The sequence below is a fragment of the Actinophytocola xanthii genome (assembly GCF_001921205.1).
GTDB classification, from domain to species: Bacteria; Actinomycetota; Actinomycetes; order Mycobacteriales; family Pseudonocardiaceae; genus Actinophytocola; species Actinophytocola xanthii.
The window spans coordinates 32,306-57,746 of the sequence record NZ_MSIE01000048.1; the positions used below are offsets into that span (position 1 = coordinate 32,306).

Genomic DNA, 25,441 nt, shown 5'->3' on the forward strand with positions numbered 1-25,441 from the left:
GTCCGCGGAAGCGCCCGGGTATTTCCTCGTCAGGTCAGCCCAACCGGGGCGCTGACACGGTGTTCGGGAGGGTGGATGACCGCGGCCACGATCCTCGACCGCTCGACACCGAGCGACGGCGGGCCCACCGACGGGAACTCGACCTTGACGATGTCCCGATCACGCGGCGAGAACCCCATCCTGGTGTTGGCGCTGGGCGGCGAGCTGGACGTCTCCACCGCGCCCGCTCTCCTGCGGTATGCCGGTAGCACCCTCACCGGCAGGAGGCGCACGAGGACCGTCGTCCTGGACCTCACCGAGCTGGCGTTCGTCTCCGCGGCGGGCCTCCGTGCGGTCAACATGATCTGCGCGGCCGCCGGCAAGGCCGGCCTGCGGCCGATGGTCGTCGCCCCGTACTGGGGAGCGGCGGGTGGGCTGCGCGAGACCGGTGAGGGGGCGGTGCTGGGCGAGGTGTTCGACACCCGCCGCGCGGCCATCGCCGCCGCGGCTCCCGCCGACCGGTTCTACCGCGGCCGCCGGCCGGCCAGGGCGAAGCGGCGCAGGACCGCGAGGGAGACGTCGGCCGTTCCGGCCTGACCGTAGCGGGTCTCGGTGAGGCACACCTCCCGTACGGCCACCTCCAGGTCCACCCGGCGCCCGGCGAGCACCGCCCAGCACCCGGCACCCCGCCGCGAGGTCCTCGGGTGGACCAGCGTGACGTGCGGCGGGACGTCCGCGGGGGTCATCGGCGCGGTCAGCAGAGCGTTCCTGAGCGCGGCCCAACCACCGTCGAGGTCGTCCACGGCGACGAACACCCCGCCGGCACCGTCCGCCTCCGCGACCACCGCACCCAGCCGCAACCGGAACGGGGTCGTCGTGGCAAGAGAGGACTCCACGCGCCGCAGCAGCAGCGGCTCGTCCGCGACCTCCTCCGGGTAGACGACAGTCAGGTGCGCCGGCACCACCGCCGCCATCACCGGGTCCCATCGCTGCCGCCACTCCTGGACCGGCCCGGTCGCCGTCGCGTCCAGAAGCACACAGAGATGGCGCCGCAGCATGAGCGGACCCTACCCGCGGCTCATCGCGCTTCCTGGGCGTCGACTCGGGACGTCCGATGTGGACTATCAGTACCGGCCGGGACCGGTTCGCCCGCGACCTGCCGGATCACCCCGACCCACCACACCAGGGTGAACGCGATGATCGTGGGGTTCTTCAGGAACAGCAGCACGGCCAGGTAGGTCTGCGCCCCGGACTCGGAGAACAGTCCGCCAAGGCTCTCCAGCCCCACGTCGAAGACCAGGAACGCCGCCGACAGCAGCACCACCTGCCAGACCAGGCTCGGCCAGTGGCGGGTGAGGAACGCACGCGCGGTTGACCAGCGCAGCCGCACCCCCTGGGTCGCGTAGCGCCAGACCAGGACCAGTAGCGCCAGGCGAACGAGCGCGACCAGCACCTCCGACGCCACGGCGAGCCCCTCGGGCACCTCGTCGGTCCAGTTCACCACGACCAGCCGCTGCACCGACGCCACCAGGGACAACCCCACGATCGGGCGCCAGTGCCGGCGGAAGAACCGCGCGGCCCACCTCGGCACCGACCAGGCCAGCTCGAGTTCCGAACCTCTCATGTCACCCCTCCTAGATTATTTTAGTTCAGTGTACTGAAATATCTGCAAGCGTAAAGTGTCCCCCATGAGCGGGAATGACGTGGGTCGGGAGCTGAGCACCGCCGTCGTCGCGTTCCATGAGGCGGTCGGCGCGCGGCTGGGGGTCACCGCGGTCGACCAACGGGCCCTGGCGCTGCTGAGCGCCAGGGGTCCCATGTCGGCCGGCGAGCTGGCCCGGGAGATCCACTTGACGCCGGGAGCGGTCACCGGTGTCGCGGACCGGCTCGAGCGGGCGGGGCTGGTTCGCCGCGAACCCGACCCAGCCGACCGCAGGCGCGTGGTGATCAGCGCGATCCCGGGGGCGTTCGGACAGGTGTTCGCCGGCCTGAGCGCGGCGATGGCGGAGGTCGCGACGCACTTCACCCCGCGCGAGCAGGAGGTCGTCGCCGAATGGGTCACCCGGACGATCAAGGCGTTGCGGGAGGAGACAAAGCGGCTCCTCCGCTAGGAGTGTCTATTGTGGAACAAACGGTTCCCGTTCGCGGGCGGTCGTAACGCGCCGGGAGTTTCGGCGATGCACTGAGACATCACGTCCTCGATGGGCTGGGGTGCCTCATGGTGGAGAACTCGTCGGCTGGCCTGGTCATGCTGGGGTCCGAGGTGTCGGTCACGGTCACGGGCGAGGACCAGCACCAACCCGCGCTCGCCCAGTACCGTCCCGGGTCGACGGTCGCCGTCGAGCTGGGCTGGTGTGCCATCCGCTCCGGGAAGTACCGCGGCGAGCAGGCGATCGAGGTCAGGCTGGACGGACGACGGGTCGGCGAGCTGACCCACCTCATGACGCGGCGGTACGGCCCACTCGTCGCGCGCGTGATGGCGGCGGGTGGACGACCGGGCTGTGCGGCGACCATCCACTCGGCGGCGGCGGGGCTGGAGATCACCCTGCGGCTACCCCGGAACGGCGACGGACCGGTTCCCCTCGAGGAGCCGACGGTCCTGCTCGGCGGCGTGCCGGCCGAGGACACCGCACCGCGCCGGCGCAGGCTCATCCGGCCGTTGGGGATCGCGGCCGCTGTCATCACGCTCGTCGTCGTCCTCGCCGCGATCGGCGACGACGAGAAACCCGGTGTCGCCGGCGGCCCGGCCACGACGACAACGTCCGTGACCAAGCCCCAGGCGCCCCCGCCCGCGCCGAGCACCACCACCGCGGCACCGAAACCCGAACCCGAGCCGATCACGCCCGAACCGCCGGCGACCCCGAAACCCGAACCCGAGCCGGTCAGGCCCGAACCGCCGGCGGCACCGCCCCCCGCACCAAAGCCGGCTCCCGCTCCCGCGCCGGCGTCCGCCTGCCACCCCAACTACGGCGGCTGCGTCCCGGTGGCCGAGGACGTCGACTGCCTCGGCGGCCGCGGCAACGGGCCCGAGTATGTGCAGGGCCCCGTCGAGGTGATCGGCGCCGACGTCTACGACCTCGACAGCAACGACGACGGCGTGGCGTGCGAGCGGAACTGAGCTGTTCCCCCGGCGCGCCGGTTACTCCCCCGTGCTCCCGTCCACCCACTCCCGGATGAGGTCGGCGTGGCCGTTGTGCCGCGCGTACTCCTCGATCATGTGACACAGGATCCAACGCAGGCTGGGCGCCTGGCCGTCCGACCACTGCCGCTCCGCCAGCCGGTCCAGCCCACCCGCGGCCAATGCCTCGGCGACCAGGGAACGGGACCGGGCCACCGCGTCCTGCCACAGCCCGCGGAGCGCCTCGGGCCCGTCCTCGGCCGCCGAGTGCCAGTCCCAGTCCGGGTCGGCCCGCCAGTCCACCGCGTCCCACGGCGGCTGCTGCTCCTGCCCGTGCAGGGACCGCGAGAACCACCAGTCCTCGACGAAGGCCAGGTGCTTGAGCATCCCGCCGAGCGTCATCGAGGAGGCGCCGACCGTCGCCGCCAGCCCGGCGGCGTCGAGCCCTTCGCACTTCCACGCCAGCGTCGCCCGCTGGTACTCGAGGAAACCCAGCAGGGTCTCCACCTCATCGGCGGCGGGCGGCGGCTCGGGCCGGCCGTACTCGTCCACGTCGGTCATGGCGCGGCAGTCTAGGTGCCACCGCGGCCACCGCCACCGCTCGCCGGTGCTGGTCGACCCGCTGCACCGGGCCGGACGGCACGAGCCAGCGGTGCGACCCCGGCGGGTCAGAGGCCGTGGCGCCGGTCCCCCGCCACCAGCTCGGCCACCCGCGCCTCGGACTCGGCCGAGAACGGGCTCCGGTAGGCGGCTACCGCCCGCCGGGTCTCCTCGGCGACGAGGTCGGCGTTGATCGCCGCTGCCGCGACCGCCCCGCCCGCGGCGGCGCCACCGACCTGGGCGGTCAGGTCGCTGACGTTGCCAGCCACCCACACCCCCGGAACCTCGGTCAGCCCGGTCGGGTCGGCGGGGATGTGCACGCCCACCCCGCGCGGGTGCTCCACGGCGTGCAGGCCCAGCGGCTCCAGGAAACCGGTACGCGCCACCATCCGCGTCCCGACGGCGACGACCTCCCGGTCGACCACCGTGCCGTCGGCCAGCCGCACCCCCACCAGACGATCCTCGACGACCTCGAGCGAGGCCACCTCGCCGGTCACGACCGCCACGCCCCGCGCCGCAAGCTGCTCCGCCTCCTCACCGGTGGGCGGCGCGGCGGTGTGGGAGAAGAAGGTGACCTGGGCGCTCCACTGGCGGAACAGCAACGCCTGGTGCACCGACATCGGTCCGGTGGCCAGTACCCCGATCGCCCGGTCGCGGACCTCCCAGCCGTGGCAGTACGGGCAGTGCACGACGTCGCGCCCCCACCGGTCCCGCAGCCCCGATACCGGGGGCAGCTCGTCGACCAGGCCGGTCGCCACCAGCACGCGGCGCGCGCGGAGCGTCCGGCCGTCGGCGAGCGACACCGCGAACCCGCCGGCCGGGTCGCGGTTCACCGCCGCCACCGCACCGTCCACCACCCGACCGCCGTAGCGGCGGACCTCCGCCCGCCCGCGTTCCAGCAGCTCCGCGGGCAGCATCCCCTCCCGGGCGAGCAACCCGTGCACACCGTCGGCCGGGGCGTTGCGCGGTGCGCCCGCGTCGACCACCACCACCGAGCGTCGGGCCCGCGCCAGCATGAGCGCCCCGCTCAGCCCGGCGGCGCCACCACCCACCACGACGACGTCACACCCGTCGACCAGCCTGTCCGGCATTTCTGTCATCACGACCACCTCCACGGCCACCATGCGCCGGAGCGGCTCGAGAGAGCAAACTGTGTTGCCGATATGGCAAGCTGGTCGGATGGATGACGACCTCGACCAGGCACTCGGCGCCGTCGGCCCGCGGTTGCGGACCCTGCGCCGGCAGCGCGAGACCACGCTCGCGGATCTGTCGGCGGCGACCGGGATCTCGGTGAGCACCCTGTCCCGCCTGGAGTCCGGCGCCCGGCGGCCCACTCTCGAGCTGCTGCTCCCCCTGGCCAAGGCGCACGGCGTCACGCTCGACGAGCTCGTCGACGCCCCGCCCACCGGCGACCCGCGCATCCACCTGCGCCCGATCCGTCGCTTCGGGATGACGATGCTGCCGCTCACCCGCCGAGCCGGCGGCATCCAGGCCTACAAGCTGGTGATCCCGGCCGGCAGCCAGCGCCGGGAGCCCGACCCGCAGACCCACGAGGGCTACGAGTGGATGTACGTCCTCAACGGACGCCTGCGGGTCATCCTCGGCGAGCACGACCTGGTGCTGGTGCCGGGCGAGGCGGCCGAGTTCGACACCCGGGTCCCGCACTGGTTCGGCGCGGCCGACGCCGACCCCGTCGAGTTCCTCAGCCTGTTCGGCAAACAGGGCGAGCGCGCCCACCTTCGCGCCCGCCCGAAGAAGGACGAATCCTAGGCACGGTCGTCCAGCAGTCGTTCGACAGTGCGCCGCCCCATCCGGCTCATGACCGGGTTGCTCTGCGCGTAGTACCAGACAAGTCCGAGCGCCTGTTCGAAGGCCCACGCCCGCCCGCGCTCCCACTCGAGCTCCCCGCACCCGAGAGCGGCGCGGAACACGGCGCGGGGGCCGCGCTCGAGCAGGTGCCAGGCGCCGACGAGGTCGAGCGCGGGGTCCGCCGGACCGAGACCACCGACGTCGATGACCCCGGTGAGGCGCCCCGCCGACACCAGCACGTTCGTCGGGATCAGATCCCCGTGGCACATGACGTCGTCGGTGTCGCGCGGCAGCTCCCGGAACCCGGCCCACAGCCGGCGCAGCCGCGGCACGTCCAGGAGCCGTTCGCTGCGGCGAAAACAGGTCTCCATCCACCCGTCGTGCGATGCCAGGTCGCCACCCCGGCCCGCCCCGTCGAACGTCCGTCCACGCCGGTCGATCCCCCGCACGCCGTGCACGAACTCGGCCAGGTCGTGCGCGAATTCCTCCGACCGCCCCGGATCCTCGTCGGTGGCCACGGTTCCCGGCACCCACGTCTGTACCGCCCACGGGAGCGGATACCCGGCTCCCGGTTCCCCCAGCGCGATCGGCTCCGGTGTCCGGAACCGCGTTCGCCCCGCCAGCTCCCCCGCCCTGGCTGCCTCCTCCCGCAGCCGTGCCCGCGTCGCCTCGACGTCGCCGTCCTCGAGCGGGAACCGCGCGGCGTAACGCTCGCCGATCCGGAAGATCGCGTTGACCGTCCCGTGTGCTCCGACCGGCGTGACCGGCAGCGAACGCCACTGGGGGAACTGCTCGGACACGAGCGCCCGCACCACCTCGAGCGGGATCTCCAGCTGACCGACATGCATTGTCACAACCGCAGCATCACATGGAATGCTGACCGTATGGAGCGGACCCCGGCACGCGCGGACGTGGAGACGATGGCGCGGCGGACCGCGCTCGCCCATGCCGTTCAGGAAGACCTGGCGGCGGCAGGGCTGCCGGTCGACACGGGAACGACGGCCTTCCACGCCGCGGTGGGTTCGGGGGCGTCGGTGTCGGTCAGCGAGCTGGCCGACGAGAACGGGGTGTTCGTGCTGTGGCGGACCCACCACGTCCTGCGGGCCGCCGTGCTCACGGCACTCAGCGAGGGCCGCGAGCACGACAGCCCCGCCGTGCACCACAGCGGCGAGGCCCAACGGGCAATGCAGAACGCGATGGCCGAGATTCTCACCGCGACCGGCTGCACGGTCATCAAGGACTTCGACGACATGTCCCCGTTCGTGCTGAAGGTCGTCGACCGCACACCCCCGACCGGCCCCTCCTGGCAGGCCTGGCTCGACGCCCAGAGCGACGCCCTCGCCGCGGCGAGGGCTGAGACCATCCGCCGCCATGCCGAGAAAAGAACACCCTAGGCGCGATCACCCGCCAGATCTCCGCCCAGCCAGCAGACCCACGTGGCGAGGTCGCGCTTCTTCGCCCGCACGAGGCGCGGCTCGTAACGTTCGGGATCGATCTCTCCATATCCGTGACGCACGACGCCGTTGTAGATGACGTCACTGACCATGAGCACGGCCGGCGCGGCACGGAGGGCGAGACATTCGCGCAGTTCGTCGGAGTCCACAAGCCAACTGGCCTCGTTGAGCGCGCTCCCGAAGAAGTCCGAGCCGTCCCACAGAAGCTCTCCCGCGTGCAGCACGGTCCGGAGCCTCATGCGCTCTCCCGGCGCCGCCGCGTCGTTGTAGCGAACCAGGCGCCGAACGAGCGCGGCGACCAGCGGCCCGGCCAGGCGGTTCTTCGCCACCTCGGGCAGGAAGAGCACCCGCCAGCCGTCTCCGGTGTCCTTCGCGGTGAACGCCTCCGGTGCCACCCCGATGTCGGCGACCGCGCCGAACACGATGGACCGCAGCTCGGCGCGGTGCCGCCATTTGACGTCGTCGGGCCGGGAGTCGGAGTCCTCGATGTCGACGAGCAGGATGCTGCGGTGGAGCAGGTCGCCCGGCCCGTCGACCGGGCCGGAGCGGGGTTGCGGCGAGGGACCGGTGACACCGGGGATGTAGATCCACGCGGGAAAGCTCGTGCCCTTGAACTCGACGGTGACAGGTCGGTAGCTGGCGGGGTCGACACCGGGCAGCCCGGCCTCGATCACTCCGTCGCGAATGGGCGCGGATACACCGACGACCAGGTCGCCGAGCGCGAGGCTCGTCGCCGCCCGCACCTCCGCCGAGTCCAACAGACGGAAGACGCTCTCCACCGCGTCGCCGGCCGTTCCGCGCTCGTCGAAGAGGACCTCACCCGCGTGGATCGCCACCCGCAGGCGCAGCCGCTCCTCCCGACCGACGTTGTACTCACTCAACAGCGCGAACAGTCCGGGAACGAAGTCGTCGAGCAGACGGTTCTTCGGAAATCCCGGCCCGAGGACGACGAGAGCTCCGTCACCCCGGTCCTCGAAGTGGACAGCGCCGGGCTCACCGACACCGGCTCGGCGAAGTCCCTCGTTCAGGGCGCGGTAAAGCGCCGAACGGACCTCTACCCGGGCCGGGTTAGTGCGTCGGGTTGAGGCCGCGATGTCCACAGCGACGAGGGCCGTATGGACGGGCGTCAGGGCCTCTTCGCTACCGCTCACGTCGGTACCCTTCCGTGCGCCGGACGGTGGTACCCATTGTGCCGGTAGACAGGTCCCTCAGACGCTCCGCAGGACCGAGACGACGATGCCGAGCACGACGGCCTGGTCCCCGTCGATCACCTCGTAGGCGGGGTTCCGCGGCTCCAGGTACACGTGCCCGTTGCGGCGCCGGTACACCTTGACCGTGGCCTCGCCGTCGATCATCGCGGCGACGATCTGGCCGGAGTGGGCCTCGTGCTGTTGGCGGACGACGACCATGTCGCCGTCGCAGATGGCGGCGTCGATCATGGAGTCGCCGCGGACGCGGAGGCCGAACACGGTGCCGCGGCCGGTGAGCTCGCGGGGCAGCGTGAGCATGTCGTCGACGTGCTCCTCGGCGGCGATCGGGACACCGGCGGCGATGTCGCCGACGACCGGCACGGTCACCGAGTCCTGGTGGGGATCCACTCCCGACTCCCGCCGCAGGAAGACCCGCACGTCGATCGGCCGCGACACCGTGTCGCTGCGCCGCAGGAAACCCTTCTCCTCCAGGCTCGCCAGGTGCCTGGACACCGACGACGACGAACGCAGGCCGACGGCGTCGCCGATCTGCCGCGTACTCGGCGAGTACCCGTGCCGGACCACCCAGTCCCGGATCACGACCAGGATCCGCTGCTGACGCGGCGGCAGGCTCGAGGCGTCCAACTGCTCGAAGACATCGTCGTCGTAGTCGATCACCGACGAATGATAGAGGCCGGGTGCTCCACATGGGAGCACCCGGCCCCGGCCCTCGTCAGACCCCGGCCACCGACCTGATCCAGCTTCGGTAGTTGGTGACGTTCGTGTACGCGGTCCGGGTGGCCCGGTCGCTCGTCGACGCCACGCCGACCTGGCGGCCGGAGGCGAACATCGGGCCGCCCGAGTCGCCGCCCGCGGTGATGCCGTCCACGCGGGACGCGCACACCGCGACCCCGCCGGTGTAGTCCGAGCACCGCACCGAGGTGACCCGGACGTTGGCGTACTTGAGGTAGCGGGACTGGCAGTTGATCTCGGGCTGGTTCGTGCAGGTGGCGCCCCAGCCGTAGACCTGCACGGTCTGCCCGACGGCGACGTCGCTGGAGGTGCCCAGCGGCGCGTAGGTCGCCGTGACGCTGCGGTCCAGGCGCGCGATCGCGAGGTCCGCGCTCGAGTGGCGGGTGATCGTGGTGGCGTTGGCGACAGTGCCGCCGCTGGTCTGGTCCAGGCTGCCGATCCGGAACGAGTAGCTGCCGGACCCGGACACGCAGTGCCTCGCGGTCAGGACGTAGGTGGGCGCGATGATCGTGGCCGAGCAGTTCTGCTGGCCGTTGACGAACAGCCGCGCCGCCCAGGGGGCGTTGCTGGCCGTACTGCCACCGATGATCATCGGGGTGGCGCCTGGCTCCTCGGCCGGCGGGGCCGCGAGGGCGTGGGGTGCCGCCGCCGCCAGGGCGAGCGCCGCCCCGACCACCGCTGTGGCAACTCTGAGGATCTTCATGGTCAGCTTCTCGATTCTGCGGTTCGAGAACCGCGTGCAGGGGTGAATCGGGAATCCGCGTAACGCGGCGAACGGTGACGGTACGAGGTCAACCGGTCACCGCTCGCCTTCCACAGTCCCATCGCGGCGAACCCGCAGGCAAGCGGCGGTGTTTCCCATCGTTCACACATCACCGCGGCCGACTTTCTTGACCTCCAGCGAGCTGGAGGTCGCAGGATGCCGCCATGAGGAACGGCGACAGCAGTGCGGTGACCGTGCTGGGTACCGGTGCGATCGGGAGCCAGGCGGCGAGGGCCTTCCTTGCCGTGGGCCTGGAGGTCACCGTGTGGAACCGAACGGCCGCCCGGGCCGCGTCCCTTGTCGACGAGGGCGCGGTGCGGGCGGGCACCGCGGCCGAGGCGACGGCGAGCAGCCCGCTGGTCGTCGCGTGCCTCACCGACTACCCGGCGGTGACCGCGACGCTGTGGGAGACGCGGGACGTGCTGCGGGGGCGGACCTTCGTCGCCCTCGTGACCGGCTCACCGGAGGAGGCCCGCGCCGCCGCCGAGCAGGCGACCGCGGCCGGCGCCGACTACCTCGACGGCGGACTGCAGAGCGGGCCCGAGGCGATCGGCACCGACACCGCGACGATCTTCTACAGCGGCCCGGCCGAGGTCTTCGACAGGCACCGCGGCACGCTCGCGGCGCTCGGCCCGGCCCGGTTCGCCGGTACCGAGCCGGGGGCCGCGGCGTTGCGGGACCTGGCCCTGTTCGGCCTGTGGTACGACGCCCAGCTGGGATACCTGCGGGCGTTGGAGACCGTGCGCGCGGCCGGAGCCGACGTCGAGGCCTTCGCGCCGATGGCCGCCGCCCAGCTCGGCCACGTCGTGGCGGACGCGGAGAACACCGCCCGCGAGGTCGCCACCCGCGCCTTCCCGCGAGGCCCGGCCGATCTCGGGGAACACGAGTCGGTGCTGACCAAGCTCGTCGAGCTGCGGTCGGACCTGCGCCTGGGCACGGGCGACCTCGAGACAGCCCTCCGCCTCGTGCGAAACCGCATCGCACGAGGCGGAGGGAACGAGGGTCTGACCGCGATCCTCGACTGACCGGCAGCGATCAGGCGGGGAACCAGGGCCCGGCGATGAAGGCGCCGACGTCCTCATGGGACAGCTGGGAGTAGACACCGGGGAAGCCCGGCGCACCGCAGCCGACGCCCCAGCTCGTCACGCCGATCTGGACGACGCGCGTCGAGTTGGGCACGGCGGCGAACAGCGGACCGCCCGAGTCACCCTGGCAGGTGTCCTTTCCGGTCCGTCCGGCGCAGATCTCGAACTCCGGCACCACCGCGCCCTCGTAGGAGACCTGGCACTCGTCGTCGGACACGATCGGCACCCGGACCTCCTGCAACCGGTCCGGGCCGACGAACACGCCGCCGCCGGGGAACGGGTCCTGCTGCACCACGTTGCCCCAGCCGATCCCGGTCACCTGCCGGCCCGGCCGCTCCAGCGCGTCGGTGCCCGGCGTCACCAGCTGCACCGGCGCGATGTCGGTCACCGGCTCGTCCAGGAGCAGCACCGCGACGTCGGGGACGAAGGCGCCCGCCGACGGCTCGTAGTCGGGGTGGACGAAGATCTCGCTCACGTTCCGGATGCGACCCTGGCCCTCGTTCGTCAGCACCGTCCGCCCGACGATCACCGACAGGTCCTCGAGCTGCTCGGTCGGGAAACCGTCCACGCAGTGCGCCGCGGTGAGCACGGCGAACGGACCGATCAGCGTTCCGCCGCAGAAATGCCGGTCGTAGGCGGTCGGCCCCGACGGCTCGTACTGCAGAGTGACCATGAACGGGTACTTGCCGTCCGGCACGTCGGTACCGCCGACGACCGGCGGCGGCGCGGCGCTCGCCATGCCCGTGGTCAACGCGAGACCGGCCACCAGAGCCACGGCACCCGCGACAAGACGTCTGACTAACAATTCGTCCACCCCCATGACGGACACAGAGCCCCCGATAAGAACTGTGAGAGTAGAGGACCGGTTCGGCCGTGCCAAGGGGCCGGAAATTTGCCGACCTTCGGTAAGAACCTCGCCCCCGCGACCACTACCTGGTGAAACCACGAAAATCACGCGGAAGGAGTGGTCGCCATCGACCCCGAAGAACGGCTCCGGCGCATGTACGACGAGGCCTACCACCGGCTGCTCGGCTATGCCCTCGGATATCTGGACCGGGCGAGCGCCGAGGAGATCGTCAGTGAGGCGTTCCTGGTCGCCTGGCGCCGGATCGACGACGTCCCGCCCCGGGAGCTGCCGTGGCTGCTCGGGGTCGCGCGGAACCTCATCCGCGAGCGGTACCGGGCCGACCAGCGGCTGCGGGACCTCTGCGCCGAGCTCAGCACGAAGGCGCGGACCGACCGCGCCACCGTCGGCGACATCGCCGAGGACGTCACCACCCGCGCCGCCGCGCTGCGAGCCCTCACCGAACTGAGCCACGAGGACCGCGAGCTGCTCACCCTGCTCGCCTGGCACGGCCTGACCAACCGCGAGGTCGCTCAGGTCCTGGGCTGCCGCACGGCGACGTTGCTGGTGCGGGTGCACCGAGCACGACACCGGCTGCGAGCCGCGATGGGGCCACCCGACGAGGTGGCCGACCACGAGAACCGCACCCATCGGTTGCCCGACCTCGCACAGGAGCTCTCATGAAGAACCGCACCACTGGGGACCCACTCGCCGGCACGAGGCCGCCCTTCATCCCGGACCCCGGTGAGCCGGTGGACCCGGACCGACGTGAGCGGGACCTGCGCGCGATCCTCGCCCAGCCCCGGGAGGTGGCCCCACGTCCCTCCCCCGCGCCCATGCGCCGGCGCGTCCGAACGCTCACCGCGGCGGCCGCCGCCGTGCTCGTGGCCGCGGTCGTCGTCGCGAACACCCCGTCTTCCGAGCCGTCGGAGGCCGGCCCGGTCGAGTCACCCCGGGAGGTGCTGCTGGCCGCGGCCGACGCCGCGGCCGACGCCCCGGCTCCCACCGCGAGCCGGTACTGGTACACCCGCACGCGGTCGCACCGCGTGGAGCTCGTGCCGGCGGCCGCGGGACACGCGGCCTACCACGTGGTCGTCGGGCTCGGCGGGGAGTCCTGGGTTTCCCGCACCCGTGCCGACCCCGGCGTCGGGCTCACCCTGGACGTCACCACGCGGCCGTTGACCGACCGGGACGACGCGGAGTGGAAGAAGGCGGGCAAACCACTCGGTGGTCCGCTCATCCCCACCGATCCGAACACCGGTGAACCGGCTCTCGGGTTCTCCGTCGAGCCAGTGCGAGCCGGCGAGCTGAAATTCTTCCTCGCCGAGAGGGAGATCCCGCTCAGCGAGGTGCTGGCGCTGCCGACCGACCCGGCCGGGTTGACGGCCTACCTGCGGGACCGATTCCGTCGCGCGGCTCTGGGTCGCGTCGATCCCTCGACCGAGAGCCACTGGCTGGCGTGGGAGGCCGCGAGGTTGCTCAGCGGGGAGATGCCCACGACCCGGGAGACGCGCGTCGCGGCGTACACGATGCTCGCCGACCTGCCCGGGCTTCGCACCATGAACCGTACGGAACTACCGGACGGGGCCGTGGTCGGCGTCGCCGCCGAGGAGCGCACGGGCCCCCATGCCGATGTCGTGACCAACGGTGTGGTCGAGCTCCAGCTGATCATCGACCCGGCCACCGGGCTGCTGAAGGAGAAGCGCGACGTCGTCGTCGAGCCGGGTACCGGGACGAGCCGCGTGCCGGTCGGGACGGTGACCTACAGCGAGACTGTCGTGCAGGGCCACTGGGTGGACACCGACCCGGTTCTGCCCCCCGGTACGGACCTGGACCAGCTGGTGAAGGAGGCCGGCGAATGAGCGGGGCCGAACGCCTCCGCGCGCTCATCGCCACGGCCGCGGTGCTCGCCGTGGCGGCCGCGGGGCTGACCAGCACGTCGGTCTCCGCCGTTCCGCCGACCTCGGCCGGCACACCGGCCGACGGTCCCCGCTCGACGGTCACGCTGATCACCGGTGACCAGGTGGTCACCGCGGGCCGTGGTGCGGAGCTGCGGGTGGTCTCGGTGCGGCCGGGACCGGGCCGGGACCGGATCGGTCACCTCACCGCGACCAGCAAGGGTCGGGTGTTCGTCTACCCTGCCGACACCGTCGAGCTCGTCCGCTCCGGACGGCTGGACCAGCGGCTGTTCGACGTGGCCGGCCTGGTGGCGATGGGCAACGACGACGCGCACCGGCCCGACCTGCCGCTGATCCTGAAGCGTTCCACCGGCACGCGGGCCGCGGCACCGCGCGGCGCACGGACCAGCCGGGAACTGCGGGGACCGGGCATGACGGCCGTGACGCGCCCCCTGACCGAGGCGACCACGTTCTGGCGGTCGGTCTCGGCCCGAGACACCCCCCGGCTCGCCGGGGGCACCGAGCGGATCTGGCTGGACGGCGTCGCGAAGGTCTCCCTCGACCAGAGCGTGCGCCAGGTGGGCGCCCCCGAGGCCTGGCAACGCGGGCACACCGGCAAGGGTGCCCGGGTCGCGGTGCTGGACACCGGCTACGACCGGGACCACCCGGACCTGGCCGGGAAGGTCGTCGCCGAACGGGACTTCACCGGCAACCCCGACGGCGTCGTCGACGGCCACGGGCACGGCACCCACGTCGCGTCCACGGTGGCGGGTTCGGGTGCCGCGTCGGGCGGGCGCAACCGCGGTGTGGCGCCGGACGCCGAGCTGCTCGTCGGCAAGGTGTGTGGCGACGAGGGGTGGTGCCAGGAGTCCGCAGTGATCGACGGCATGACGTGGGCCGCGGAGCAACAGGTCGACGTGGTGAACCTGAGCCTGGGCGGAGGCCCGACCGACGGAACCGATCCACAGTCGACGGCGGTGAACGAGCTGACCGAGCGGTACGCGACGTTGTTCGTGGTGTCCGCCGGAAACTACGGCCAGGCGGAGACGGTGTCCACACCGGCAGTGGCGGACGCGGCGCTCGCGGTGGCCTCGGTGACCAAGCAGGACGTTCCGTCGGGCTTCTCCAGCAGGGGACCGCGAAGCGGGGACCACGCGCTCAAGCCGGACATCGCCGCCCCGGGCACCGACATCGTCGCCGCCCGGGCGACCGGCGCCTTTCCCGACCTGGCGGTGGACGAGAACCACGCCCGGCTGTCCGGCACCTCGATGGCCGCACCGCACGTCTCGGGCGCGGCCGCGATCCTGGCCGCCGCCCACCAGGACTGGTCGGCCGATCGACTCAAGGCGGTGCTGATGGGTACCGCGGCGCCGGTGGGTGACGCCTCCGTCTACACGATCGGCACCGGCCGGTTGGACGTGGCGGCGGCCGACCGGGCCACGGTCCGGGCCGACCGGGGCAGCCTCAGCCTCGGCTCGCTCGGCGACGAGCCGGTCAGCCAGAAGCTCAGCTATCACAACGACGGCGCCAAGCCGGTCACGCTCACGCTACGGGGGGCCCTGACCGACAGGTTCGGTGAGAAGGCGCCGGACGGGTTGCTCGCCGTCGAGCCGAGCTCGGTCACGGTGCCCGCCCACGGCACCGCGAGCACCACGGTCACGGTCGACCCCGCCGCGGCCCGCCCGGGCCTGTTCGGCGGCCGGATCACGGCCAGCGTCAAGGGACACACCGCGATCACGACCGGGCTCGGCGTCAGCGTCGAGGCGGCGCCGCGCACGCTCACGGTCACCGCCCGGGCCGCGAAGGACGAGTTCGCGGGAGCGGGTGCTGTCGCACAGAACCTGGATTCCGGTGAGGTGGTCGTGTTCTGGGTCGACTCCGAGGAACCCACCCCGGTAGAGCTGCCCGCCGGGCGGTACCGGTTGACCGGAATCGTGGACGGCTCCGTGCCCATCCCGGGCGCCGAGCCGGAGAGCCTGGTCACCAACACCACGTTGTTCGCCGACGAGATCGACTTGTCCCGCACCGACGCCGACCTCGTCGTGGACTCCACCACGGCCCAACCGGTCAACCGCAGCGTCGACGACCCCGCCGTGCGCCAAGGCGCCGGTGAGACCGGCGTCAGTCTGGCGTCGGCGAGAACGAGCGAGGGGCCGGCCGGTATCGGCGCCACGACGTTCAACCTGCACGACGTTCTTCTGCTGCCCAGCAAGAAGATCGACGGGCTGCTGCTCCACGACGGCGCGGCCTGGCAACAGCCCGTACTGTCCGCCACCCAGGTGGGCACCGGGCGCGAGTTCCGGTTGTGGGACCCCGCCCGGGTCGACTTCCTCGGCGACATCACGGCGCCGCTGGTCGACGTCGGAGCGGCCGGTCCCGAGGACGTCGCGGACATGCCACTGAACGGCGCGATCGCCCTGTTCACCCCGCCTGCCGAACTGTCCACCGACGAGATCGAGCGTCGCCTCGCCGCGCTCGGCGAGGCGGGCGTCGCCCTTGTGGTACTCGGCGGGGGGATCTGTGGACGAGCCTGCCACCGACCACCGGCACCACGCCGGTGATCTGGGCGCACTACCTCGACCGGCTCGACCTCCAGGAGGCGCTCGCCGCCGGACCGGTGTCCCTTCGCATCCGCGGCATCGCGACCAGCCCGCACGGTTACCTCACCTACCACCAGGTGGAGGACCAGCTCCCGGCCGGCATCACCTGGTCGGACCGCCGCGACCGGATGGCGACGGTGGTGACCCCGCTGCACGATGCGCAACCGCACCGGAGCGCCCGGCCGCTGACGGCGTACGTGATGACCGACCGGGTGTACCTGCCGAACCTCACGACGGAGGTGCGGCCCCCCGGGAGCACCACCCTGTACGTCACCCCGGGGGTGCCCTTCGCCTTCGAGACCATGGCGACCTGGCCGATCACCGCGGACCCGAGGGATGTCCCGGTGGGGTGGCAGACCTCGAAGCCGCGCCGGTTCGAGCGCGGTGAGCGGACCGAGATGCCCTGGCTGAAGGCTCCCTACGGCCCGGCGTTGAGCACGACGACCACCGGCACCGAAGGCGAGACGTTGCCGCTGGCCTACCGCTCCGGCGACAAGCTCAACCTCAACCTGCCGATGTTCACCAACAGCCCGGGAACCGGACGACGCGGCTGGTACGACCCGGGCACCGACACCGGCAGCACCACGCTGTCCCGGGACGGCAAGCGGATCGGCCACAACGACGTGCCCGGGATCGCCGGGTTCGACCTGCCGGCCGGACCCGGCCGGTACGAGCTCACCGTGGACGCCGGCTACCGGCTGCCGGGCTGGCCGCTGGCCACCCGGGTGACCGAGAAGTGGTCGTTCACCTCGAGCGGCGAGCGCGCCGGGCCGCTTCCGCTGCTGGACGTGGAGTACGACCTCCCGTTGGACCTGACGAACGCGGCGCCGGCCGGAAAGGAGCTCACCGGCGCCGTCCAGGTTGCCCAGCAGGTCGGCGCCGAACGGACCGGGATCACCTCGGTCCGGCTCGAGGTGTCCTACGACGACGGTGCCATCTGGCAGCGGGCGGTCGTCGACCGCGACGGCCCGAGGTGGTCGGTGCGGATCCCGGCCGGAGCGTCCGGCCGTGAGTTCGCCTCGCTCCGCACCACCGCGACCGACACGGCGGGCAACAAGGTCACCGAGACGCTCGTCCGCGCCTACCGCCTGACCTGACCCCGTCCGCACCGCCGGGGTCGACCGTCTCCACGGTCGACCCCGGCATTCCCCGTTTCGCGCTCGGTAGGGTGCCAGTATGGCAGCCCTGCTCGCGGCGCGGCGGCGGTCGTGGCTGGTCGGCGCCGCGCCGGTGCACCGGTGGCGGGCGGGGGTCCTCCCCTTCCTGCTGATCGCGGTGCCGCTGGGGATCGAGCTCGCCGGACGGTGGACGGAGCTGGTGGTCAGCCTCGTCGTCGCCGGAGCCTGCGTCGTCGCGTTCGGGCGGTTCCCGGTGGCGGTCCTGTCGCTGGCCGTGGCCGGGGTGCTGGTTCCGACGCTCGTCCTGTCCCCCGTCGCGACCAGCCCGGTACGCGGGTGGCCCTTCGCCGCCGCCGGGGTCTTCGGGTACCTCACCGGCAGGCGGCTCGCCGGGCAGCGGCCCGCGGTGACGGCGTTGGCCGGCCTGCTGCTCGCCGGGCTGCCGGTCGGCGTCCTGGTCGACGTGGGGCAGCGCGCTGGCTTCGGCGTGCTGTTCGGGCTCTACGACTGGTTCGTGCTCGTGCTGGTCCTGCTGCTCACGGTGGCCCTGCCGTGGCTCGCCGGCCGGTACCGGCGCCAGCGCGCCGAGCTGCTCGTCGCCGGGTTCGAGCGGGCCGCGCTCCTGCAACGGGCGCGCATCGCCCGGGAGATGCACGACTCGTTGGGCCACGAGCTGGGGCTCGTCGCGTTGCGCGCCGCCGCACTGGAGGTCTCCCAGCGGCTCGACGAGCCGACCCGCGCCCAGGCCGGTGAACTGCGCGCCGGGGTCACCGCGGCGACCGAGCGGCTGGGCGAGATCGTCGGGCTGCTCGGCGAACCCGAGCGCACCGACCTCACACCCCTGGTCGCCCGTGCCGTCGCCGCCGGACAGCGGGTCGAGCTCGACGCGCCCGCGGAGCCGCCGGAACACCTCGCCGGCGCGGTCCACCGAATCGTCCGGGAAGGACTCACCAACGCGGCCCGGCACGCGCCGGGAATGCCGGTGACCGTCGCCATCGACGTCGACATCGACGTCGCGGAGCGGACGACGGTGACCGTCACCAACGGGCTAGTCGACACCGGGGGGTCGCGCGGCAGGGGGTCGGGCCTTGCTGGGTTGCGGGAGCAGGTCGAGCTGCTCGGCGGCACGCTCGAGGGCGGTGTCCACGATGGCCGGTTCGTTCTCGAGGCGACGCTGCCCCACGACCCGGCACGCCGGCAGCCCACGCGAGAACGGCCGAGGCTGTGGCGGTTGCTACGGGTGCCGCTGCTCGCGGCGGCTGTCGTGGTGGCGCTCGCGTTCGGGCTGTACGCCCTCGTGGGGTCGGACAACCGACTCGACCCCGCGGTGTACCAGAAGCTCCACATCGGACAGCCGCAGGAGTCCGTGGAGAAGGTGTTGCCCCGCTTCCAGATTCTCGGGGACCCGGAGCGGATGTTGTCCGCACCTCCGCCGGCCGCCGACTGCCGGCACTACTGGGCCGAGGTGCAGACCGACGAGCGGCTGTTCTACCGGCTGTGCTTCCTCGATCGTCGGCTCGCGGTCAAGGAGACCGTCCCGAGGGACGCGGTGTCGCGGTGATTCGGATCCTGCTCGCCGAGGACGAGCCGCTGACCAGGGCCGGCATCCGCGCCGTCCTCTCCGGTGACCCGGAGTTCGAGGTCGTCGCGGAGGCGGGGAACGGGCGTGAGGCGGTGGAGCTGGCCCGGGCCCACCGTCCGGAGGTCGCTCTGCTCGACATCGTCATGCCCGTGCTCGACGGTCTCACCGCCGCGGCCGAGATCACCCGGACGGTGCCGGAGACCGGCGTCCTGATGCTGACCACGTTCTCCGCCGACGAGCACATCGCCGCCGCGCTCGACGGGGGCGCACGCGGGTTCCTGCTCAAGAGCGGCGACCCCCGTGAGCTGTTCGCCGGTATCCGCGCCGTCGCCGGTGGCGCCGCCTTCCTCTCGCCGACCGTCGCGCACCGGGTGATCCAGCAAGTCAAGGCCGACCGGCTGACGAGTGCCGCCCGAGCGCGGCGGCTCGTCGGCGAGCTGACCCCGCGTGAGCGCGAGGTGCTCGCGCTGGTCGGCGCCGGGCTGCCCAACGCCGAGATCGCCCGCCGGCTGCATGTGGTCGAGGGCACGGTGAAGGTGTTCGTCACCTCGATCCTGCGGCGCCTCGAGGTGGCGAACCGGGTGCAGGCCGCCATCGTCGCCCACGAGGCCGGGCTCGTATGACCTTCGGCTAGTCTGACCGTCCCCGTTCGACAGATGTCCTCTCCGCCGACCGCGACGAGGCTGGCGGCATGATCACGATGACCTTCGCCGCCGCGCTGACCACCGTCGCGCTGGCCGCCGGGCTCACCCCCGCTGCCGCGGCACCGGCCGAGCCCGACCCCGTCCGGCTCGCCCTGCCCGCCCCGACCGGCCCCTACCCGGTGGGCACCGCGGAGCTGCACCTGACCGACGAGGACCGCACCGACCCGTGGACCGGCCGCCCCCGGGAGCTGATGGTGTCGCTGTGGTACCCGGCCGCGCCCAACGGCCCCCGAGCACACCAGTTTCCGCAGGCGGTGACGGCCTTCTACGACCGGAGCGCCGGCGTGCCACCCGGCACGGCCGACTTCGCGGGGACCGTCACGCACTCGCGGACCGGCGCCACCCCACTGCCCGGCAGGCGTCCGGTCGTGCTCTACTCCCCCGGCGGCGGCCACTCGCGCTTCCTCGGCACGACGCTCGTCGAGGACCTCGCGAGCCGCGGCTATGCCGTGGTCGGCGTCGACCACACCCCGGTGAGCCCCGTCCAGTTCCCCGACCGCCTCGAGCTGCCGCGCCCCGGCGTGGACGCCGGACAGGTGCTGCGCGAACGGGTGCGGGACGTGTCGTTCGTCCTGGACGAGCTGACCCGGTTCCCCACCCTGGACCTCACGCGGGTGGGCATGGTCGGCCACTCGATGGGCGGCTTCACCACGGCCGAGGCGATGCTGACCGAGGACCGCGTCGACGCCGGCGCCAACCTGGACGGCAGCATGGACCCGCGGTTCGGCCAGGCGGCGGTTCGCGGCGTGACCCGTCCGTTCCTGCTGATGGGCGCCGGGCTGTCCGGCGGTGTCCCGCACAACCACGCCCACAGTGACGACTGGGCCCGGTTCTGGTCTGCCTCCACCGGCTGGCGCCGCGACCTCTACCTCCCCACCGGCGAACACATGAGCTTCACCGACGCCCAGGTCCTCCTCCCCCAACTCCCCGGCGACTTCACCGCCTCGATCGGCACCGTCGACCCCCGCCGCGGCCTCGCCGCGCAACGGAGGTACCTGGCCGCCTTCTTCGACCTCCACCTCCGCGACCGCCCCACATCCGTCTTCGACCACCAGCTGTACCCCGAAGTGCAGATCATCGCCTGACCGCCGGTCACGCGCTGGAAGGTCGGCGGGTGGCCGATGGCAAAATCAGCCTGTGCAGGTCGGGATGCTGGGGCCGTTCGAGGTCCGTACGGACGACGGCGGTGTCGCCGACGTGCCGGGCGCCCGGCTGCGCGGGCTGCTGACCGCCCTGGCGCTGCAACCGGGTCATCCGGTCCCGAAGGCCACGCTGATCGACTGGATCTGGGGCGAGCACCCGCCCGCCGACGCGGCGAACGCCCTGCAGCGTCTGGCGTCCCGGCTGCGGAAGATCCTGCCGGCAGGTGTCGTCGAGGGGCAGCCCGACGGCTACCGGTTGCGAGTGGACCCCGACGCCGTCGACGCCGTGCGGTTCGAGCGCCTCGTCGGCCAGGCCCGCGACGGTGCCGGTCCCCGCCGGGTACACCGGCTGCGCGAGGCCCTCACACTGTGGCGCGGGGCCGCCATGCAGGACGTCGGCCTGTCGGAGAGCGCGGCCTTCGAGGCGGCGGTCACCCGGCTCGAGGCCCTGCGCCTGACCGCCATGGAGGACCGGTTCGACGCGGAGATCGACCTCGGGCACGGGGCGGACCTGGTCACCGAACTGACCCACCTGGTGGCCGTGCACCCGGTCCGCGAACGGCTCGTCGCCGCGCTGATGCGTGCGCTCGCCGCCGCCGGTCGCGACTCCGAGGCGCTGCTCGTCTACCAGCGCGCGAGAGAGGCCCTGGCCGAGGCGCTGGGGGTCGACCCGTCGTCGGAGCTGTCCGCACTGCACGTCGCGTTGTTGCGGGGCGAGCTGGGACAGCGGCAGGAGAACCGGAAGACCAACCTGCGGGCCGAGCTGACCAGCTTCGTCGGCAAGGACGCCGATGTCGCGGCGCTGCGGGACCTGGTCGCCGACCACCGGCTCACGACCGTGATCGGGCCCGGTGGCGCGGGGAAGACCAGGCTGGCCACGGAGACGGCGCGCTCGCTGCTCCACGAGCTGCCGGACGGGGCCTGGCTGGTGGAGCTCGCGGCCATCGGCGCGGACGGGGACGTGGCGCAGGCGACGCTCGCCGGGCTCGGCCTGCGCGAGTCACTGCTCGACGTGTCGCCGAACGCCGAGCTGACCGACCGGCTCATCGCGGCGATCCGCGAGCGGGAGGCGCTGCTGGTCCTGGACAACTGCGAGCACGTCATCGATTCGGCGGCGGCCTTCGCCCACCGGCTGCTCGGCGAGTGCCACCGGCTGCGGATCCTCGCGACGAGCAGGGAACCGCTCGGCATCACCGGCGAGGCGCTGTGGCCGGCCGAACCGCTCGGCATGCCGGAGAGCGACGCCGCGCCCGCCGAGATCGCCTCCTCGCCGGCCGTCCAGCTGCTGCGGGACCGGGCTGGCGCGGTACGCAAGGACCTCGCCGCCGACGCGGAGACGCTGGCGACGATGGCCCGCGTCTGCCGGGCGCTTGACGGGATGCCGCTGGCGATCGAGCTGGCCGCGGCCAGGCTGCGCACGATGTCGCTCGACCAGCTCGCCATCCGGCTCGACGACCGGTTCCGCCTGCTGACCGGCGGTAGCCGTACCGCCCTGCCTCGGCACCGGACGCTGCGGGCGATGGTCGACTGGAGCTGGGAGCTGCTGACCGAGGCCGAACGGATGGTCCTGCGCAGGCTCTCGGTGTTCTCCGGTGGGGCGAGCCTGGAGGCCGCAGAACGGGTGTGCGGCGGCGATGCCGTCCCGCCGGAACAGGTGCTGGAGTCGCTCACCGCATTGGCCGAGAAGTCACTGCTGGTCACCGAGGGCGGCAACGCACCGCGCTACCGGATGACCGGAACGGTCAAGGAGTACGCGCAGCTGCGGCTCGCGGAGGCCGGGGAGTCGGACCTGGCGCGCCGGGCGCACCTCGCCTACTTCACCGAGCTCGCCGAGACCGCGGAGCCACACCTTCGCCGGGCCGACCAACTGAAGTGGCTCGCCACGCTCGAGGCCGACCACGACAACATCGGTGCCGCGATGCGCGGCGCCCTCGCGGCCGGCGAGGCACACGCGGCGATGCGGCTCGCGGTGGGCTCCGGCTGGTACTGGTGGCTCGCCGGCCACAAGACCGAGGGTCTCGAGCTGATCATCGCGGCGACGAGGACACCCGGCGAGGTACCCGACGACGTCCGTGCCGTGGTGTACGCGCTCGTCGTGCACTTCATGACCACCGGTCCCAGCGGTGAGCACCAGGTGGCGGAGTGGATCCACGAGGCGTACCGGTTGAGCCGGCACAGCCGCTCCCGGCACCCGCTGATGGGGCTGATCGCCCCGCTCGAGCGCATGTTGCAGGCGCCGGACTCGTCCCTGCTCGCGTTCGAGTCGCTGTTGGACGACGAGGACCCCTGGGTTCGCGCGATCGCCCGCCTGCACCTCGGCAAGATGCGGGTCATGCTCGGCCAGGGCGGTCGGGAGGCGGACGAGTACCTCGAGAGGGCGCTCGCCGAGTTCCGCGCGCTCGGCGAGCGGTTCGGAATCTCGTTCGCCCTCACCGAACTGGCGGACCGGATGGCGACGCGGGGCGAGTTCGCCGGCGCGTGCGAGCACTACGAGCAGGCGGTCGTGGCGGTCGGCGAGGTCGGGGCGACCGAGGACGTCATCCGGTTGCGGTCGCGCCAGGCGCAGCTGTACTGGCTGCTGGGTGACAAGGAGGCCAGCGCGACCGCCCTCGCCGACGCGCAACGGCATGCGGAACGGGTCACCTGGCCGGGTGCGCTGGCCCTGCTGGCCCTCTCGCGGGCCGAGCTCGCCCGGTGGCGTGGCGACGTCGAGGAGGCCCGCCAGCAGCTCGACGTCGGGACGGCCCTGCTGGGAGCGGACGCGCACCAGGCGCACATCCGCGCGGTCGGGCACAGCATGCTCGGCTACCTCGCCGAGGACCTCGACGAGTCCCGGAGCCACCACCGCGCTGCCTGCCTGGCGGCCGCCGAGGCGGGCAGCGCCTACGTGGTCGGGCCGGTGCTCGTCGGGGTCGCGGACCTGGCGCTGCGCGGTGACCAGCCCGAGCAGGCGGCACGGCTGCTCGGGGCGAGCGCGGGTGTCGGTGGGCTGATGGACCGGTCACAACCGGACGTGACCCGGATCGAGCAGGTCGTGCGGAACCGCCTCGGCGACGAGCGGTTCGCCGAGGCGGTTCGGGAGGGAACGCGGACGAGCTGGTCTCAGCTCGCCGAGGTCACGCTCGCTTCCTGAACGTGGCCACCGCCCACACATAACCCACCACCGCGATCCCGGCACCCCAGGCCACCGCCGCGACAATGTCGCCGGTGGAGGGTGTCCCGTTCAGCAACCCGCGCACGCTCTCGATGATCGGCGTGAACGGCTGGTACTCCGCGAACTCCCGCACGCCGGCGCCCATCTTCTCCGCCGGCACGATCGCACTGCTGAAGAACGGCAGCATGATCAGCGGAACCGTGGTGAACCCCGCCGACTCCGCGGTTTTCGCGACCAGTCCCAGCGCGACCGTGAGCCAGCCGACCGCGACGACCGTCAGCACGAGGATCCCGATCGCGGCGAGCCACTGGAGGACGGTCGCGGACGGACTGAACCCCATCAGGAACGCCACGCCGACGACGGCGGCCAACCCCGCGACCGAGCGCACGACGGTGGAGACCAGGTGCCCGGTCAGCACCGCGCCCCGCGAGACGTCCATGACCTTGAGCCGGTTGATGATGCCGTTGGTCATGTCGGAGTTCACCGCCATCGCGGTAGCCGAAAGGCCGTAGGCGACGGTCATCAGGAGCATTCCGGGTGTCGCGTAGTCGACGTAGTCCGCGCCGCCGACGTCGAACGCGCCACCGAAGACGTAGACGAACATCAGCATCAGAACGATCGGGAAGAGGATCGCGTTGAACAACGCCGTCGGGTTCCGGACGGTGTGCTTGAAGTTGCGCCGCAACATGATCATCGAATCGGAGCTCATCACGCGTTCACCTCCGCGCCGGTACGACCGGTCAGGGCGAGGAAGACGTCGTCGAGGTCGGGCGTGTGCACCGAGAAGTCCTCGACGTCGATCCCCTGCCGGTGGAGCCGGTCCAGCAGTTCCCACACCGATCGCGCCCCACCGTCGCTGGGCACCCGCAAGGTCAGGTCCTCCGCGTCCCGGACGGCGTCACCCAGCACCCGCACCGCCGCCCCGAGCCGATGCCCGTCCGCGAACCGGAGCCGGACATGACCGCCGGGAACCTGCCGCTTGAGCGCCTCGGGGGTGCCCTGCGCGGCCAACCGGCCGCAGTCCAGCACCGCGATGCGGTCGGCCAGCTGGTCGGCCTCCTCGAGGTACTGGGTGGTGAGGAAGACGGTGACGCCGCGGGACACCAGCCCCCGGACGATCTCCCACATCATGCGACGGCTGCGCGGGTCCAACCCGGTCGTGGGCTCGTCGAGGAAGATGATCGAGGGTTCTCCCACCAGGGTCATGGCCAGATCCAACTTCCGCCGCATACCCCCCGAGTACGTGGACACCAGCCGCGACGCGGCGTCGGTGAGGTCGAACCGCTCCAACAACTCGTCGACGATCCGGTGACCGACCCGCTTCAGGGCCGCCATCAGCTCCAGGTTCTCCCGCCCCGTCAGCAGCTCGTCCACCGCCGCGAACTGCCCAGTGACCCCGACGACGCCCCGAACCGCCCTGGTCTCGGCGGCGACGTCGAACCCACCGACGCGAACCGTGCCCCCGTCGCTCTTGATCAGGGTGGTGAGCACGTTCACCATCGTCGTCTTACCCGCGCCGTTTGGACCGAGCAGCGAGAAAACCGTCCCCGCCTCGACCTCCAGGTCGATCCCGTCCAACACGACCTTGTCGCCGAAGGCCTTCCGCAACCCGGAAACCTCGATAGCTGCTCTACTCATGGCGCCAACC

Annotated in this window: 24 protein-coding genes and 1 pseudogene; 14 read left to right on the forward strand and 11 right to left on the reverse strand. The window is 72.4% G+C overall.

What is annotated here, in order from left to right; translation table 11 throughout:
- The first annotated feature begins 75 nt into the window (after window positions 1-75).
- A complete protein-coding gene (locus BU204_RS24945; RefSeq protein WP_075128178.1) occupies window positions 76-576 on the forward strand; it encodes an STAS domain-containing protein in 501 nt (166 codons plus the stop codon).
- On the opposite strand, the gene BU204_RS24950 is transcribed toward BU204_RS24945, so the two are convergent.
- Together BU204_RS24950 and BU204_RS24955 are read right to left on the reverse strand one after the other, a co-directional pair.
- Window positions 504-1,037: a 2'-5' RNA ligase family protein gene (locus BU204_RS24950; RefSeq protein WP_075128179.1), complete on the reverse strand. Its 534-nt coding sequence runs from the start codon at window positions 1,035-1,037 to the stop codon at window positions 504-506. The genes BU204_RS24945 and BU204_RS24950 overlap by 73 nt on opposite strands.
- 20 nt (window positions 1,038-1,057) lie before the next feature.
- Window positions 1,058-1,603 (reverse strand): hypothetical protein, encoded by a 546-nt coding sequence (locus BU204_RS24955; protein ID WP_075128180.1) that lies wholly within the window; start codon window positions 1,601-1,603, stop codon window positions 1,058-1,060.
- Between the two features lie 64 nt (window positions 1,604-1,667).
- Here BU204_RS24955 and BU204_RS24960 point away from each other — a divergent pair, with 64 nt between their 5' ends.
- Window positions 1,668-2,090, forward strand: coding sequence for a MarR family winged helix-turn-helix transcriptional regulator (locus tag BU204_RS24960; RefSeq protein ID WP_075128181.1), 423 nt, complete (start codon window positions 1,668-1,670; stop codon window positions 2,088-2,090).
- 107 nt (window positions 2,091-2,197) lie between these two features.
- Window positions 2,198-3,097 carry a hypothetical protein gene (locus BU204_RS40880; protein WP_198942992.1) on the forward strand — a complete coding sequence of 300 codons (900 nt, stop codon included), beginning with the start codon at window positions 2,198-2,200 and terminating at the stop codon, window positions 3,095-3,097.
- A gap of 21 nt (window positions 3,098-3,118) precedes the next feature.
- On the opposite strand, the gene BU204_RS24970 is transcribed toward BU204_RS40880, so the two are convergent.
- Both BU204_RS24970 and BU204_RS24975 read right to left on the reverse strand, forming a co-directional pair.
- Complete coding sequence (locus BU204_RS24970) at window positions 3,119-3,658, reverse strand: DinB family protein (protein ID WP_075128182.1); 540 nt, start codon at window positions 3,656-3,658, stop codon at window positions 3,119-3,121.
- A gap of 107 nt (window positions 3,659-3,765) precedes the next feature.
- Window positions 3,766-4,788, reverse strand: coding sequence for an NAD(P)/FAD-dependent oxidoreductase (locus tag BU204_RS24975; protein WP_075128231.1), 1,023 nt, complete (start codon window positions 4,786-4,788; stop codon window positions 3,766-3,768).
- A gap of 88 nt (window positions 4,789-4,876) precedes the next feature.
- On the opposite strand from BU204_RS24975, the gene BU204_RS24980 reads away from it, so the two are divergent.
- A complete protein-coding gene (locus BU204_RS24980) occupies window positions 4,877-5,467 on the forward strand; it encodes a helix-turn-helix domain-containing protein (protein ID WP_075128183.1) in 591 nt (196 codons plus the stop codon).
- On the opposite strand, the gene BU204_RS24985 is transcribed toward BU204_RS24980, so the two are convergent.
- Complete coding sequence (locus BU204_RS24985; RefSeq protein ID WP_143229722.1) at window positions 5,464-6,354, reverse strand: aminoglycoside phosphotransferase family protein; 891 nt, start codon at window positions 6,352-6,354, stop codon at window positions 5,464-5,466. The genes BU204_RS24980 and BU204_RS24985 overlap by 4 nt on opposite strands.
- Window positions 6,355-6,390: 36 nt before the next feature.
- Here BU204_RS24985 and BU204_RS24990 point away from each other — a divergent pair, with 36 nt between their 5' ends.
- On the forward strand, window positions 6,391-6,900 hold the full coding sequence (locus tag BU204_RS24990) for a hypothetical protein (RefSeq protein ID WP_075128185.1): 510 nt from the start codon (window positions 6,391-6,393) through the stop codon (window positions 6,898-6,900).
- Here the strand turns inward: BU204_RS24990 and BU204_RS24995 are convergent.
- The 3 genes from BU204_RS24995 to BU204_RS25010 are packed head-to-tail and all read right to left on the reverse strand — an operon-like array spanning window position 6,897 to window position 9,606.
- Window positions 6,897-8,111 carry a hypothetical protein gene (locus BU204_RS24995; RefSeq protein WP_143229717.1) on the reverse strand — a complete coding sequence of 405 codons (1,215 nt, stop codon included), beginning with the start codon at window positions 8,109-8,111 and terminating at the stop codon, window positions 6,897-6,899. The two genes, BU204_RS24990 and BU204_RS24995, sit on opposite strands and share 4 nt — an antisense overlap.
- Window positions 8,112-8,168: 57 nt before the next feature.
- On the reverse strand, window positions 8,169-8,828 hold the full coding sequence (gene lexA / locus BU204_RS25005) for a transcriptional repressor LexA (protein ID WP_143229718.1): 660 nt from the start codon (window positions 8,826-8,828) through the stop codon (window positions 8,169-8,171).
- Window positions 8,829-8,883: 55 nt separating this feature from the next.
- Window positions 8,884-9,606 (reverse strand): S1 family peptidase, encoded by a 723-nt coding sequence (locus tag BU204_RS25010; protein ID WP_075128188.1) that lies wholly within the window; start codon window positions 9,604-9,606, stop codon window positions 8,884-8,886.
- A gap of 215 nt (window positions 9,607-9,821) precedes the next feature.
- Here BU204_RS25010 and BU204_RS25015 point away from each other — a divergent pair.
- A pseudogene (locus BU204_RS25015) lies at window positions 9,822-10,691 on the forward strand (NAD(P)-dependent oxidoreductase); the annotation flags it as partial.
- A gap of 10 nt (window positions 10,692-10,701) precedes the next feature.
- Here the strand turns inward: BU204_RS25015 and BU204_RS25020 are convergent.
- Window positions 10,702-11,526, reverse strand: coding sequence for a S1 family peptidase (locus BU204_RS25020; protein WP_158073507.1), 825 nt, complete (start codon window positions 11,524-11,526; stop codon window positions 10,702-10,704).
- Window positions 11,527-11,715: 189 nt separating this feature from the next.
- Between BU204_RS25020 and BU204_RS25025 the strand changes: the two genes are divergently transcribed.
- The 8 genes from BU204_RS25025 to BU204_RS25060 all read left to right on the forward strand — a co-directional run bounded on the left by BU204_RS25025 (window position 11,716) and on the right by BU204_RS25060 (window position 23,772).
- On the forward strand, window positions 11,716-12,279 hold the full coding sequence (locus BU204_RS25025; protein WP_198942994.1) for an RNA polymerase sigma factor: 564 nt from the start codon (window positions 11,716-11,718) through the stop codon (window positions 12,277-12,279).
- Window positions 12,276-13,457 carry a CU044_5270 family protein gene (locus BU204_RS25030; RefSeq protein ID WP_075128190.1) on the forward strand — a complete coding sequence of 394 codons (1,182 nt, stop codon included), beginning with the start codon at window positions 12,276-12,278 and terminating at the stop codon, window positions 13,455-13,457. Before BU204_RS25025 ends, BU204_RS25030 begins: the two co-directional genes overlap by 4 nt.
- Entirely contained in the window at window positions 13,454-16,054 is a 2,601-nt protein-coding gene (locus BU204_RS25035; protein WP_075128191.1) for a S8 family peptidase, read from the forward strand. Before BU204_RS25030 ends, BU204_RS25035 begins: the two co-directional genes overlap by 4 nt.
- Window positions 16,051-17,190, forward strand: coding sequence for a hypothetical protein (locus BU204_RS25040; RefSeq protein WP_075128192.1), 1,140 nt, complete (start codon window positions 16,051-16,053; stop codon window positions 17,188-17,190). The genes BU204_RS25035 and BU204_RS25040 overlap by 4 nt, the downstream gene beginning before the upstream one ends.
- A 79-nt stretch (window positions 17,191-17,269) precedes the next feature.
- Window positions 17,270-18,772, forward strand: coding sequence for a sensor histidine kinase (locus BU204_RS25045; protein ID WP_075128193.1), 1,503 nt, complete (start codon window positions 17,270-17,272; stop codon window positions 18,770-18,772).
- On the forward strand, window positions 18,769-19,416 hold the full coding sequence (locus BU204_RS25050; RefSeq protein ID WP_075128194.1) for a response regulator: 648 nt from the start codon (window positions 18,769-18,771) through the stop codon (window positions 19,414-19,416). The genes BU204_RS25045 and BU204_RS25050 overlap by 4 nt, the downstream gene beginning before the upstream one ends.
- Before the next feature lie 68 nt (window positions 19,417-19,484).
- Window positions 19,485-20,582, forward strand: coding sequence for an alpha/beta hydrolase family protein (locus BU204_RS25055; RefSeq protein WP_083661610.1), 1,098 nt, complete (start codon window positions 19,485-19,487; stop codon window positions 20,580-20,582).
- Window positions 20,583-20,634: 52 nt separating this feature from the next.
- On the forward strand, window positions 20,635-23,772 hold the full coding sequence (locus BU204_RS25060) for a BTAD domain-containing putative transcriptional regulator (protein ID WP_075128195.1): 3,138 nt from the start codon (window positions 20,635-20,637) through the stop codon (window positions 23,770-23,772).
- On the opposite strand, the gene BU204_RS25065 is transcribed toward BU204_RS25060, so the two are convergent.
- Entirely contained in the window at window positions 23,756-24,502 is a 747-nt protein-coding gene (locus tag BU204_RS25065; protein WP_075128196.1) for an ABC transporter permease, read from the reverse strand. The two genes, BU204_RS25060 and BU204_RS25065, sit on opposite strands and share 17 nt — an antisense overlap.
- The gene (locus tag BU204_RS25070) at window positions 24,502-25,431 is read right to left on the reverse strand and encodes an ATP-binding cassette domain-containing protein (protein WP_075128197.1); all 930 of its coding nucleotides are present in this window, start codon (window positions 25,429-25,431) and stop codon (window positions 24,502-24,504) included. Before BU204_RS25070 ends, BU204_RS25065 begins: the two co-directional genes overlap by 1 nt.
- Window positions 25,432-25,441 lie beyond the last annotated feature (10 nt).